Annotated in this window: 16 protein-coding genes and 1 pseudogene; 15 read left to right on the forward strand and 2 right to left on the reverse strand. The window is 36.9% G+C overall.

The genetic code is table 11. The features are described 5' to 3' along the window. The first annotated feature begins 128 nt into the window (after positions 1 to 128). The 10 genes from C7N65_RS11445 to lip all read left to right on the forward strand — a co-directional run bounded on the left by C7N65_RS11445 (position 129) and on the right by lip (position 9,061). Entirely contained in the window at positions 129 to 1,466 is a 1,338-nt protein-coding gene (locus tag C7N65_RS11445; protein WP_105994579.1) for a lysine decarboxylase, read from the forward strand. Position 1,467: 1 nt separating this feature from the next. Beyond that, on the forward strand, positions 1,468 to 2,088 hold the full coding sequence (tmk, locus tag C7N65_RS11450) for a dTMP kinase (RefSeq protein WP_105994580.1): 621 nt from the start codon (positions 1,468 to 1,470) through the stop codon (positions 2,086 to 2,088). Between the two features lie 218 nt (positions 2,089 to 2,306). Continuing rightward, a complete protein-coding gene (locus C7N65_RS11455; protein ID WP_002481885.1) occupies positions 2,307 to 2,636 on the forward strand; it encodes a cyclic-di-AMP receptor in 330 nt (109 codons plus the stop codon). Positions 2,637 to 2,789: 153 nt separating this feature from the next. Continuing rightward, the gene (locus tag C7N65_RS11460; RefSeq protein WP_105994581.1) at positions 2,790 to 3,716 is read left to right on the forward strand and encodes a DNA polymerase III subunit delta' C-terminal domain-containing protein; all 927 of its coding nucleotides are present in this window, start codon (positions 2,790 to 2,792) and stop codon (positions 3,714 to 3,716) included. Further along, positions 3,717 to 4,523: a stage 0 sporulation family protein gene (locus C7N65_RS11465; RefSeq protein ID WP_105994582.1), complete on the forward strand. Its 807-nt coding sequence runs from the start codon at positions 3,717 to 3,719 to the stop codon at positions 4,521 to 4,523. Positions 4,524 to 4,538: 15 nt separating this feature from the next. Then, entirely contained in the window at positions 4,539 to 4,910 is a 372-nt protein-coding gene (gene yabA, locus C7N65_RS11470; protein ID WP_105994583.1) for a DNA replication initiation control protein YabA, read from the forward strand. Positions 4,911 to 5,022: 112 nt separating this feature from the next. Beyond that, positions 5,023 to 5,751, forward strand: a complete 729-nt coding sequence (locus C7N65_RS11475; protein ID WP_105994584.1) for a tRNA1(Val) (adenine(37)-N6)-methyltransferase — start codon at positions 5,023 to 5,025, stop codon at positions 5,749 to 5,751. Continuing rightward, positions 5,741 to 5,998 carry a GIY-YIG nuclease family protein gene (locus tag C7N65_RS11480; RefSeq protein ID WP_105994585.1) on the forward strand — a complete coding sequence of 86 codons (258 nt, stop codon included), beginning with the start codon at positions 5,741 to 5,743 and terminating at the stop codon, positions 5,996 to 5,998. Before C7N65_RS11475 ends, C7N65_RS11480 begins: the two co-directional genes overlap by 11 nt. A 1-nt stretch (position 5,999) precedes the next feature. Beyond that, positions 6,000 to 6,836, forward strand: a complete 837-nt coding sequence (rsmI, locus tag C7N65_RS11485) for a 16S rRNA (cytidine(1402)-2'-O)-methyltransferase (protein WP_105994586.1) — start codon at positions 6,000 to 6,002, stop codon at positions 6,834 to 6,836. Positions 6,837 to 6,991: 155 nt separating this feature from the next. Then, the gene (lip, locus tag C7N65_RS11490; protein ID WP_105994587.1) at positions 6,992 to 9,061 is read left to right on the forward strand and encodes a YSIRK-targeted triacylglycerol lipase; all 2,070 of its coding nucleotides are present in this window, start codon (positions 6,992 to 6,994) and stop codon (positions 9,059 to 9,061) included. A gap of 125 nt (positions 9,062 to 9,186) precedes the next feature. On the opposite strand, the gene C7N65_RS11495 is transcribed toward lip, so the two are convergent. Both C7N65_RS11495 and C7N65_RS12870 read right to left on the reverse strand, forming a co-directional pair. Next, positions 9,187 to 10,053, reverse strand: a complete 867-nt coding sequence (locus C7N65_RS11495) for a DUF1672 family protein (RefSeq protein WP_234019091.1) — start codon at positions 10,051 to 10,053, stop codon at positions 9,187 to 9,189. A gap of 192 nt (positions 10,054 to 10,245) precedes the next feature. Further along, positions 10,246 to 10,737 (reverse strand): annotated as a pseudogene (locus C7N65_RS12870) (CHAP domain-containing protein); the annotation flags it as partial. A 660-nt stretch (positions 10,738 to 11,397) separates the two neighbouring features. On the opposite strand from C7N65_RS12870, the gene C7N65_RS11505 reads away from it, so the two are divergent. From C7N65_RS11505 to C7N65_RS11525, 5 genes are all read left to right on the forward strand, one after another. Beyond that, on the forward strand, positions 11,398 to 11,676 hold the full coding sequence (locus C7N65_RS11505; RefSeq protein ID WP_105994589.1) for a WXG100 family type VII secretion target: 279 nt from the start codon (positions 11,398 to 11,400) through the stop codon (positions 11,674 to 11,676). 296 nt (positions 11,677 to 11,972) lie between these two features. Continuing rightward, positions 11,973 to 12,167, forward strand: a complete 195-nt coding sequence (locus C7N65_RS11510) for a hypothetical protein (RefSeq protein WP_105994590.1) — start codon at positions 11,973 to 11,975, stop codon at positions 12,165 to 12,167. A 73-nt stretch (positions 12,168 to 12,240) separates the two neighbouring features. Further along, positions 12,241 to 12,840 carry a DUF5080 family protein gene (locus tag C7N65_RS11515; RefSeq protein ID WP_105994591.1) on the forward strand — a complete coding sequence of 200 codons (600 nt, stop codon included), beginning with the start codon at positions 12,241 to 12,243 and terminating at the stop codon, positions 12,838 to 12,840. A gap of 27 nt (positions 12,841 to 12,867) precedes the next feature. Then, positions 12,868 to 13,242, forward strand: a complete 375-nt coding sequence (locus C7N65_RS11520) for a hypothetical protein (RefSeq protein ID WP_105994592.1) — start codon at positions 12,868 to 12,870, stop codon at positions 13,240 to 13,242. Positions 13,243 to 13,344: 102 nt separating this feature from the next. After that, positions 13,345 to 13,566 (forward strand): hypothetical protein, encoded by a 222-nt coding sequence (locus tag C7N65_RS11525; protein ID WP_105994593.1) that lies wholly within the window; start codon positions 13,345 to 13,347, stop codon positions 13,564 to 13,566. Positions 13,567 to 13,709 lie beyond the last annotated feature (143 nt).

Consider the following 13,709-nt stretch of genomic DNA (forward strand, 5'->3'; position numbering starts at 1 on the left):
GAAGCAATCTTGTAATAAATTAGTTTTTATGGCAAGTGGAAACAGAATTTCTTTCATTTCTGTCCAAATTCTTTCCAATGTATATGTTAAAATAAGAGGTAATTACATAATTAAAGGCAGTGAAAAAAATGAATTTGCCCTTGAATCATAAGCTAGAGACATGGCTTGAAGAACAACCGATTTCGTTTCATGTCCCTGGACATAAAAATATGACAATCGGCTCATTAAATGCAATGGATTTAGCGATGGACATTACCGAAATCACTGATTTTGATGATCTCCATCATCCAGAAGCAGTATTAAAAGAAAGTATGGCAACGATAGATAAACATCCTGAATATGATGCATATTATTTAGTGAATGGTACAACTTCAGGAATACTGTCAGTGATTCAAGCTGCTGCACAGCAACAACAACCGATAATCATGGGACGTAATGTACATAAATCAGTTTTTCATGGTTTGGACTTAGCACAAAAAACAGCTGATATCTTGCCGATGACACTGAGTGAAACTACACAACAATATAAAGCACCGCTGACAATGGATAATCAAGAGAAACATAGTCTTGCGATAGTGACGTATCCAAACTATTACGGCGAAACGTTTGATATACAAACCTTTATTCAGCAGCAGCATGCGTGTCATACACCTGTACTAGTAGATGAAGCACATGGTGCGCATTTTGGATTGCCTGGATTTCCACATTCCTCATTAACTTATGGGGCAGATTATGTGGTGCAGTCGTATCATAAAAGTCTGCCTGCACTGACAATGAGCTCGGTCATCTTTATACATAAATCAGCACCTTATCGCGAACAAGTGCTTGAGTACTTAACGTATTTTCAATCTTCCAGTCCGTCGTATTTATTGATGGCTGGTTTAGAACGTGCCCATCATTTCTACAAAATGTATGGTAGTACGCAGTTTTTTGAAAAGCGCCGCCGTCTCATGTATGCATTGTCAGCGAAAGGGTTTGAGGTTTGCGAAATGGATGATCCGCTGAAGTTAACGGTGACATATCCAGGTTATTCTGGCTATGAAGTGCAGCAATGGCTGGAAGCACAAAATATTTATCTTGAATTGGCAGATGAGCAGCAAGGATTGTTAGTCTTGCCGATGTGGCATGAAGGGGATCGCTTCCCGTTTGATTTATTGTTAGAACGTATTCAAGCGATACAATTGCCGCATGCGATAAAAGGGCAAAATACACCATGTCCTTCTATGCCGAAAACTGCAGGGATTTATCAGCCGGCAGCAATTACACATATGAAAAGTGCCGCACTTGAGACAACCGACGGTAAAACACTCGCACAGCATATTGTCCCTTATCCGCCAGGCATTCCAGTCTTTTATAAAGGTGAGGTTGTCAGCGGTGAAATGATTGAGATTATGGAAAATTGGTTAGCACAAGGCATCAGAGTTGAAGGTATCACAAATCGAACTATAAAGATTAAGGATGAATAATATGTCAGCATTTATCACATTTGAAGGACCGGAGGGTTCTGGCAAGACCACAATTTTACAGCGCGTTTCTGAACGTTTAAACGAACAGTTTGATATATTGACGACAAGAGAACCGGGAGGTGTGCCGGCTGCAGAACAGATTCGTGAAATTTTATTAGAAGGCGAAGCTGTCGATGACCGTACGGAAGCTTTATTGTTTGCGGCATCGCGCAGAGAACATTTAGTTGAGAAAGTCATCCCTGCCTTAAACGCAGGGAAAGTTGTACTTTGCGATCGTTACATTGACAGTTCGCTTGCATATCAAGGTTATGCAAGAGGTATTGGTGTAGACGAAGTACGTGCGATTAATGAATTTGCGATTAATGGTCTCTACCCAGATTTAACAATTTATTTAGATATCACTGCAGAAACAGGAAGAGAACGTATTCAAAGCAATGCCCGCAACATGAATCGTTTAGATCATGAGAGTATCGCCTTTCATCAAAGGGTAATTGAAGGGTACCATCAATTAATTGAACAAGACTCAAAACGTTACGCTGTCATTGATGCGAATCAATCAATTGATGCGGTGGTCGATGCGGCATATAAAGCAATCACACAATACTTAGAAAAAGACGCATAACAGAATCGTGTCATAGGAAACAACTTGGAAGTTGTTGCAAGAAAGCGTGTTTGCATAGTATAATTTGTTCAACTTTATTTACAGCGAGCCCTAAAGATTAATATAGTTTTTAATAGAAAACATCAAGTAATCAGACATCACTTTTAGTAAAAATCTATTAAGTTTCAAACAAGCTCTACCATCAGAATATGCTATAATATTACAAAGAGGTGTTAGTTATGAAAATGGTAATTGCAATTGTTCAAGACCAAGATAGTCAAGAGTTGTCTGACCAACTCGTCAAAAATAATTTCCGAGCTACCAAACTCGCAACTACAGGTGGATTCCTTCGCGCAGGAAATACAACTTTCCTTTGCGGTGTTGACGATGACAAAGTAGATGATTTACTTAACGTCATCAACAAAACATGCGGAAACAGAGAACAACTTGTATCGCCAATTACGCCAATGGGCGGCAGCGCAGACTCATACATTCCATATCCAGTAGAAGTAGAAGTCGGCGGCGCAACAGTTTTCGTTATGCCTGTTGATGCATTCCACAGATTTTAATGCATAAGACGTTAAAGAAAGATTAACGCAGAATACAGTCTTTATAAATAGTGGGGGTCGGGACGAGTGTGTAATCGGAGGTTGTTGATTGAACAATCTAGGATGAACTCTCGATGTCCTGCCCTTTTTCATTATGGAAAGGTGACGACGCGAATGGATGAATTATCACGATTGACCAATGCGTATCAATCTGGAAAGCTTTCGCATGCCTATTTGTTTGAAGGCGATGATGCACAAACAATGCAGCAGACGGCAATGGCCTTTGCGAAGTTGATATTATGTAATGACAATGAGACATGCCAAGCGAAAGTTGATGCCTTCAACCATCCGGATTTCAGATATGTAACAACTGAAGAAACCAATCTGAAGAAGGAAAAGATTGAAACATTGGTTCACGCGATGAATCAACTTCCTGTGGAAGGTTCGCATAAGGTATATATCATTAATGGATTTGAAAAATTAACAGTTCAAGGTGAAAACAGTATTTTAAAATTCTTAGAAGAACCGCCTGAAAATACAATTGCATTATTGTTATCTACAAAGCCTGAACAAATATTGAGTACGATTCATTCCCGCTGTCAGCATGTGTACTTCAAACCGATGTCGCAAGCTCAGCTGGTCGAGCGTTTGAAAGAACAAGAGATTTCAAAGCCGATTGCACAAATGTTAAGTACATATACCACACAGATTGAAGAGGCACGCGCATTGAATGAAGAATATGACTTAGCGAATTTGCGCAAGAATATTATCAACTGGTGCCAGTTGCTGCTGACAAATCGCACAATGGCTCTGATTGCATTGGTAGATTTGATGAAAGCAGCTAAGAATAAGAAGCTGCAGCAATTGACACTATCAGTAGTCAACGCCTTCTTTCAAGATATTATGCATGAGAAAGCACAAACACCAGGACATCTCGTCTTTTCTGAATTGGAAACAGACATTAAGCAATATGCACAACGTTTAACATATGGTCAATTGACGCATATGTATGATCATATAACGGAAGCACATAAGAAATTAACTCAAAATGTGAATCCGACACTTGTATTTGAACAAATCGTAATCAAGGGGGTGGGCTAAATGCTTCAAGTCGTTGGCGTTCAATTCCAAAAAGCCGGAAAATTAGAATACTATGCACCTGCAGAAGAAGCAGAACTTTGCTGCGGTGACAGAGTAGTTGTGGAATCAAAGCGCGGTGTAGAAGTAGGTGATGTGAAGGATGCTGCTTTAGAAGTAGATGAACAAGATGTCACATTACCGTTAAAACCGATTATCCGTGTAGCGACTGAGAATGATTTAGAACAGTGTGCCTGCAATGAGGAAGACGCAGAAAAAGCATTGGATTTCTGTAAGGAATCTATTGAACAATTAGGGTTAGAAATGCGTTTAGTCAATTGTGAATATACATTGGATAAATCAAAGGTCATTTTCAACTTTACAGCTGATGATCGTATCGACTTTAGAAAGTTAGTTAAAATCTTAGCATCAAGACTAAGAACACGTATTGAATTGCGGCAAATCGGGGTGCGCGATGAGGCTAAATTGTTAGGCGGCATCGGACCTTGCGGCCGTTCATTATGCTGTTCGACATTCTTAGGTGACTTTGAACCTGTCTCTATTAAAATGGCAAAGGATCAAAACCTGTCATTGAACCCTACAAAAATTTCCGGTGCATGCGGCCGATTAATGTGCTGTTTAAAATATGAAAACGATCATTATGAAGCTGCAAGAGAGCAGCTGCCGGATGTCGGAACGAAAATCGAGACACCAGAAGGGCAAGGGACAGTTGTCGGTTTGAATATGCTTGATATTTCAATGCAAGTTAAAGTCGAAGGGTTAGAACAACCTTTAGAATATTCAGTAGAAGATTTAGAAGCAATCTATTAAGGAGGCCGTAGGCTGTTGGAACGCAAAGATTTAATGGAGAGACTATTGCGTCTTGAAACCAATGTACAGCAATTGTATCAAGATACGGCAGAGTTGAAGACGATTGCGGTGGAACTGATTGAAGAGAACGTGGCTTTAGAAGTGGAAAATAATCATTTGAAGCGTTTAATCGGACGTTCTCAAGAAGGAACATCAGAACCTGATACAGATGATACTAAGCTTGAACAAAAGTCAAAAGAGAAAAAGAAACCGCGTTTAAGCAGTAAAGAAAACTTAGCGATTTTATATCAAGAAGGTTTCCATATCTGTAAAGGCGATTTGTTCGGTAAACATCGTAATGGCGAAGATTGCTTATTTTGTTTACAAACTTTAGAAGAGCAGTCGTAAACAGACATACTTCTTTGAAGACACATATAGAAAGTAAAATTGAATGAGTTCAATTGAAGTGCGAGCGTTCATACAACGCTCGCCTATACATATTAAAAATTGGAGAATCATGATGTTGAAAGAAAATGAACGCTTGGATTGTTTGTTAAAAGAGCAGTTAGAAATTATTCAAAACGATGAAGTCTTTTCCTTTTCTACTGATGCGTTATTACTGGGGCATTTTACGCATTTAAGAAAACGCGATAAAGTGATGGACTTGTGTTCAGGTAATGGTGTGATACCGTTGTTGCTGTCGGATAAAGGCACACATGAAATTGATGCAATAGAAATTCAATCGCAACTTGCGGATATGGCAAAGCGCAGTATTCAACATAACGGTTTAGAAACACGCATCCGCATGTATGAGATGGATTTAAGAGAGGTACAGCAAACTTTTAAACCTTCAAGTTATAATGTGGTGACATGCAATCCACCGTATTTTAAAACCATTCAAACGCATCAGCACCAAAAAGAAGCACATAAAATTGCACGTCATGAAATTATGTGTACATTGGCAGACTGTGTTAATGCGGCGAAGCATTTATTGAAACAAGGCGGACGATTGGTAATGGTCCACCGTGCAGAAAGGCTGATGGATGTATTGTTTGAATTTCGTCAGCATCAGATTGAACCGAAACGATTAACCATGGTTTATAGTAAACAAGGAAAAGCAGCCCATGCCATTATTGTTGAAGGGCGTAAAGCCGGTAACCCCGGCTTAGATATTGCGCCTCCGTTTTATATGTATGAAACCAATGGAGATTATACCAAAGAGATGAGCGCAATTTATTATGGAAGCTAAACACTTTATTTATATTGTGAAATGCAAAGACGGCACGTTATATACAGGGTATACCAATAATGTTGAAGCACGTATACAAAAACATAATGCCGGCAAAGGCGCAAAATATACCAAAACAAGACGGCCGGTCGTCTTAATGTATCAAGAAGGTTATGAAACAAAATCAGAAGCGATGCGTCGAGAATATGAAATCAAAACATATTCAAGAACGCAAAAACTTCAGCTCATTGAAAGGGGCAGAATCTAATATGGGAACACTTTATTTAGTCGGGACACCCATCGGAAATTTAGCAGATATTACATTTCGTGCTGTAGACACTTTAAAAGCAGTAGATGTCATTGCTTGTGAAGATACACGTGTAACTAAGAAGTTGTGTCATCATTATGAGATTACAACACCGTTGAAATCTTATCATGAGCATAATAAAGCTTCACAAACAGAACCGTTGATTGAGACCTTGTTAGAGGGGCAATCTATTGCTTTAGTATCTGATGCCGGATTGCCTTTAATCAGTGATCCGGGATATGAGTTAGTCGTGCGTGCACGCGAAGCAGGTATTGAGGTAGTGCCGATTCCAGGGCCGAATGCCGGGTTGACGGCGTTGATGGGAAGCGGTTTGCCTTCATTTGTGTACACTTTTATCGGTTTCTTGCCTAGAAAAGCGAAAGAAAAGAAAGCAGTACTTGAACAAAGAATGTTTGAAGATTCAACTGTGATTATTTATGAAAGTCCGTTTCGTGTTGCAGATACGTTAAAAGCAATTGCGGAAATAGATGAAAATCGTCCTGTCGCAGTAGGGAGAGAACTTACTAAAAAGTTCGAAGAGATACAAACAGCTCCGGTTTCTGAATTAATAGCTGCACTAGCAAATGGCGATATTTTGACTAAAGGTGAATTTGTGATTCTTATCGAAGGTGCAGAACAAAAAGAAGAAACTGAATGGTTCAGCGAATTAGATATTCACGAACATGTAGCGCACTATATTCGTCAGAATATGAAACCCAAAAAAGCAATTAAACAAACAGCTGAAGACCGTCAGATGAAAACAGGTGAAGTTTACGATATCTATCATGGAATAAAATAAGCAATATGTAAAATTAATATAAAATTAAGCGTAATTTGCGCCGGACTGCATAAAACTATGTTATTTTAGAAGGGTACAGTTAATATCTATTAATTAGGGAACCCGTTATTATTTTTCTTTAGTGAGCAACACCGTCAGAATAGGAGAAATCTTAGATGAAGAAAAATAATTCAAAATATAACACATATGCCATTCGAAAATATACAGCAGGTGCAAGTTCTGCTTTAATTGCCTCTTTTGTCTTCGTGGGATTAAGTACATCAGCACATGCAGAAGAAGTGCAGCCTGCGGCAACCCAACCAGAAGTATCTGTTCAAACTGAGCATACAGATAAAGCAGTGCCTCAAGGAGAATCAGAGCCAGTGTTGGATTCTGGCTTTTCGCATGTTCAACGTACCAATCAGTCTGAACCCCCAACATCATCACAACAATCTGAGGCGGCACAAACTGAAACATCAGAACATAATGACCCGCTTTTGGATGCAGAATTTTCACATGTCCAACGTGAAGATGCACCTCAAGACAATGTGCATTCATCATCAGCACCAAAAACGGAACAAGATGACGCTAATGCTTCATCTGAAACAGTGATTGATCCAGAATTTTCATATGTTCAACGTCCACATTTGCCAAAAGTGCCATCGATCAGCGAAGGTGACGTGTCACAAGAGCAGTCTTCTGAAACAGATAGTTCAAAACAGGGTGTGAACAATACAACAGAGAATCAGAAACAGCTGGATGAAGGATTTTCTGTGGTTCGACGCGACCAGCAAGAAAGTCAGGATGTCGCACAAATTGCGGCAGCACAAGTTAAAGAAAAGGATAATACATTTAAACGTCCAAGTACAGATGAGCTATCACCGAAGGTGAGTCCTGCGCCGGTTGATAAGACAACAAAGCAACAAGAAACAGCTGTGACACGTGTAAAACCTGTTTCTGCACCTGGAACGGGCGAAACGCAATCTGAACCGACACCTGAATCATCGCATATAGACAAAGAAAGTCCTCAAGCAACTGCGCTGCGTTCTACTCAACAGCCTGCAGAACAAAAGCAAGAAACATTATCGAAAACGACACAACAACAGTCTATCAATAAATATCCAGTTATCTTTGTACACGGCTTTATGGGCTTTACCGGAGATGTTAAGCCTGACTTATATCCTAATTATTGGGGCGGCGATAAATATCGTATTGTCGACGGTTTAAGAGAAAAGGGCTATGATGCTTATGAAGCAAGTGTCGGTGCTTTCAGCAGCAACTATGATCGTGCAGTCGAACTTTATTATTATATTAAAGGCGGTACTGTAGACTACGGTGCAGCACATGCAGAAAAGTATGGTCATGCACGCTATGGACGTACATATACTGGTGTCTTTCATGATTGGGAACCTGGTAAAAAAGTACACATGGTAGGGCATAGTATGGGCGGACAAACGATCCGTTTATTAGAACATTTCTTACGTTTTGGCAACCAAGAAGAAATCGATTACCAACGCCAGCATGGCGGTACAAGTTCTCCGTTATTTGAAGGCGGAAAAGATAATATAATTGCCTCAATTACTACACTTGGTACGCCGCACAACGGTTCAGCTGCCGCAGATCGTATCGGTAACCAAAAAGCATTTAAAGATATTGTTTATGCGTTAGGCAGAATGGGCGGCGGAAAACTAGGCAATGTAGATTTCGGTTTTGAAAAGTGGGGCTTTAAACAAGGAGAAAATGAATCATATATTGATTATGCCAATCGTGTCGCTAAAAGCAATTTATGGCATACAGACGATAATGCAATGTATGATTTAACTTCAGAAGGCTCAGAAAAACTGAATCAAATGACACCTATGAATCCTAATATTGTTTATACAACATATACAGGATTAGCCAGTCATGAAGGCTTAACAGGCAATTATGTGCCGGATATAGGACAATTCTTCTTATTTGATGCGACAAGTCGTGTAATCGGAAGCGAACCAGATCAATCATTGCGCCCGAATGACGGTATTGTTTCAGTTGTTTCATCACTCTATCCGACAGGACAAGCTTTTACTGATTTTACAGATGGTCTTAAAAAAGGCATTTGGCAAGTAACACCAGTTATGAAAGGCTGGGACCACTTAGATTTTGTCGGTTTAGATACGTTAGACTTTAAACATACAGGACAAGAACTTCAAGGTTTCTATGCTGGACTTATCAATAATATGATGCGTGTAGAGGAATTAGAAGCATAAAATAAAGCGCGCCGTAATCTTAGTGATTGCGGTGCGCTTTAAACTTTTTGCCATTAAAATTAAAATCTTTTGGCATTATATAATCTTGGTATGCCCAATAACTACTTAATTCAATCTTATCTCTTTCAGTAATCGTGCTTTTCATTTGGGTACACCTCATAAACTGCCTTATGGTTTTGATATGGTCTAGCATTAAATGTTTCTAATTTGTTTTCTGTATAAAAGAGAAAAATTGAAACTTCTTTTTCAGAGGGACCAATAGAAAGTTGATTAATATCTTTTGCGATTATAGGTAGTTTATAACTCTCTTTTTTTGGATTATACTGAGTGCTTTTGGAAAATAGACTTGTAATAAGTTCACTTTTTTCTTGATTTATTGCGATTTTGCGATTTTTTAAATAGGACTGTTTAAATTCATTGTTTTTCTGTTTTATTAATGGTTTATAATACTTATCATAGTTTTCTAGTGTTGTAGGACTGCCATTTATCCAAAAGAATTCATTTTGATAACCAGAGTTTTGAGTTTTATTAATCGCTTCTTTGGTATATCCGTAATAACCATAGTTCTTTTGATTATCTTTAAAGTATTGGTAGAGTTCATCATATTCTTTTTTGTTTGCTTTGTAGTCAAACCCACTGACTACTTTACCAATTTGAGTAGCAAGTTCATCGCTTTCTTCGCTTGCGCGCATGTTTCCTTTATGACCTAAAGAATTTTTGGTGAGTAGAATACTAGAATTAAAAACTATATCATGATCGTCGCAATGAACAAAAACTTCAATGCCATCTTCGTTCCCAACGACATTCGTGGGTTTGACGTTCAAACCAAAATTATCTTTAAAGAAACGCTCACCCAAGTCCGCAAATTCTTTTTTGTGTTTTTCGGCTAATTCAATCGCATCTTTTTCAGCCTTAGGCTGAAAACCTTGTCCTTTATATTCATTGACAGGCATTGTACGCGGAACGTTATTTTTAGTTGTTATATCTTTCAATGTGTTGCATCCCCCTAATAGAGTTGTTGAAATTATAATTGTGTATAGCAGCTTTTTCATAGGTCACCTCATTGGTTGATAAGAATGATCATTTTTAAGTCATTAGAAATAATTATACTAATATTGTTTTAATTAATTAAAAATTATCGTAAAGATATGATTAAGTATTGATATTTAGGAACATTGCGATAATTAATGGATGTAATAATAATTTTTTTGCTTCTGCAGCTGAAATAGTACGTGTTGACGTTATATAAGGAGCTATGAAGTTCATTTCTGAGATAAATACACTATCATCAATATTAACGCGTTCAACGTAGGCTACATGTCCCCATACTCCAATAGGTGTTTGAAAAACTGCACCTTTTTCAGGTTGGTTATCTACTCTAAATCCCGCAGCTTTAGCTTGGCTTGCCCAGTTGTTCGCATCCCCCAAAATGTACTGATGGTATTACCGTCAGCGGCACGTTTGTCAAACACATAATATGTACATTGGCCTGGAGTATATAGATTATTTTTATTAGTGAAATTTGGGTTTGAGGTTATTTTTCCATTATCCATTGCTAGGGGTTTACCTTCAGGTGTTCTCGCTTTTTTATTAAACTCTTGCAGTGATAGTTCATCATATTGCAAGTCTACATTTATGGAATTAATAAATCCGCGTTCATCTTTACCATAAGCATTAGTGCTTATATTTTAAGTAGAAGGTATAGTTTTTTCTTGTACAGGTACACTTGGCGCAGTTTCTCGTGGTGGAGGTGGCTGTAAAGTTACGTTGTTAGATTCCGGCTGTATCGCCTGTGGTTGAATTGGTAATGAGCTGTGTGATTGCTGTGATCGCCCATGTTTTTCTTGTGGTGTGTTTACTTGAAGTGATTGATTAGGCTGTGTGCTGGGAGAAGAATTTCGGCGTGGATTTGCTTTGGATGACTGAGTGTTATTCTTTGGAGTTTACACCGATTCATTATTGTTTCCGTATGCATATGTAAATAATTCATCCGATGAATTTACTTTGAAGTCAGTATTTGGGTGTGCTTTTTTGCTTCATCTAAAGTTTCAGCAGAAGCAATAGTATTTAAAAATAAAGAGTTAATTAGGACAAGTGATAAAAATGGTAATTTTGATTGATGTTTGTTCATTTCAATTGTTTCCTTTACTTTTTTAATTGTTATAATCAAAATGATTAAAAAGATAATCGTAAATAATTTGTAAAGGGTCTATACAAAATTACAAAAGTTATATATGCTTATTTAGAAAACGCTATTAACTATTAAAGAAATTAATAGTGTTTTCTAAAACTTAAGATAGCAAAAGAGGATTTTTTGTGCAAGGGCTTTAATTAAAATGTCACTCGAAGAGATTAGAGCGAATTCCCAATCCTACGGTAATGGATCAGAACAAATTAGACAAATATTATCTGATTTAACACGCGCTCAAGGTGAAATTTTAGCGAACTGGGAAGGACAAGCATTTAATCGCTTTGAAGAACAGTTTAACCAACTTAGCTCTAAAGTAGAGCAATTCGCTCAATTATTAGAAGGAATCAAACAACAATTAAACAGTATAGCAGATACTGTTGAAGAAACAGACCAACAATTATCACAAAATTTCGGTTTACAATAACCATTTTTCAAGACCATACAGCAAAGAATCAGCTAGGAGACCTTGCTTCATTTGTCCGAAAATTAACTTCATTCAATAAAATGGGATTAAATCTTATTATCTTTTAGTTAATATAAGTCAACTAAACATGTAGGAACTTAGGAAGATGTTCATGCGTATGGTCTTAATTTTATTACATAAATTGAATCGGTGATGTTTTAGTAATAGCATTAAATTTTCCTCTGAAGAATTAACTAAGAAAAAGTTAGTTGGATTATCTGTGGATTTAGGAGCTATAGTTGGGGGGGATGAGTATCATGACAGACGTGAAAGTATTTAATGGGAAATATTTAACAGACTTAGCTAAAGATAAAGCAGTAAGCTCAATAAGGCAAGTTGATGGATGGAAAGCCACTAAAAAAGTAACTAGTAACATTAGTAATGTGAATAAAAATATGGTTGGACTAGGAACAAAAGTTTTTAGTAAGAATGTTGGAGGTGATTTCACTTGATAAATAATAAAGAAATTGTTGATATGAGTTGGGTAGACATCAAAGTTAAAGTAATGGAGGAATAGAGAGAAACATGACTATATTATTATTACTGCTAATGGCAGGTTTATATTATGTAGTGTATATTACTGCTGTGATGTATGCGGAAGGTATTAAATTACTGCAATGGATTGCTTATGGTATTGCAGCATTGATCTTTTTAATAACATTTATTTTTGTGAATCCAAGTTTCAGTTCTTTGCAGAATTACATATTTGTATTAATCGTGGCTTTTGTGGTCTATGGGTGGATAGCAATTAAATCATTCTGGAATCGACCTTATAAAGTCAAACTAGAGAGTATGGGACCTGTACATGATCATATTTTAACAAAGACTAAATATGAAGAAGCTGAAAGTATTAAAATCGATTTGGTTTCTGCGAAGTATAAAGGCATTATTTCAGGTGTGATATCGGTAGTTTGTATGATTGCGATTAAGTTAAAGCTAACTCCTGTATTAAAGCAGGATTTAGAGGGCGGTTTAATTACATTAGGCCTTATCCTATTTTTGATGATTATTGTTTATTTAATCATTGATATTGTGCTCGCTGTAAAAAGAGGCAAGTTTGCATTTATTACTTTAAGACCTTTAGGTACTTTAATTTGGCTGATTATATTTGCCATCATTGTCTAATAAATATAACTGATATAGGAGATGACTATGAAAAAATTAAGTATCGTACTGTTAACTGTCATTGTATTGATTACGGTTGGATGTTCAAAAGGGGATCCTCTACCAAGGTCAGTGAAAAATGATATGCATAAAAGTGAACAAAAAATGGACGTAATTAAAATATTTAAATTAGATCGTAAAAATGTAGTTTATTATGACAAGGATACAAAAAAACTAACACTACCACTTAAGTTTAATGATCCAGTTGAATTACCTTCTGATCTTGTAACGGATATAGCTACTCAACGATACACAGATAATAAAGAGGTAAAGGAAGCCGTTGTGAAATATAAATTAAAAGGTAAAAAATATAACTTTGATTTAATACGCGATAAAAATGGCAAGTTCAAAAAGATGAAATAAAAATTTAATGGGAACGGACACACATTTGTGTTTCATTCAAACATGCATGTGTGTCCTGTTCCCATAGTCAGGATTAAAAAAATAGAGATAGGAGAATAAAACATGGCGGAAAAAACTAGAGAACCAGGTAAAACGCTAAAAGTATGGACATGGATTTTAATTGTACTTTCATTAATTACTCCGATTTTTGGAATCGGTAGTATCATTTGTGCAGTGAACTACAAAAAACACAATCAAGAAAAAGGCGCTAAACTTCTATACATAGCAATTATTGTGACAGTTGTTAGTTTAGTATATGTTATTATGAAAAACTTAATGAGATAACAATTCATATAACAGAGTAACAGTTATTAACTATGCTCTGTTGTTTTATTCTTAAAATGAAAAGTAAAGAAGTCTAACATTTTTTGATGCTGCGAGTATTCTATTTTACGTGCATCCATAATTGGATTGGTTTTATTATTTGT

It is taken from the genome of Staphylococcus simulans (assembly GCF_002994445.1).
GTDB classification, from domain to species: Bacteria; Bacillota; Bacilli; order Staphylococcales; family Staphylococcaceae; genus Staphylococcus; species Staphylococcus simulans_B.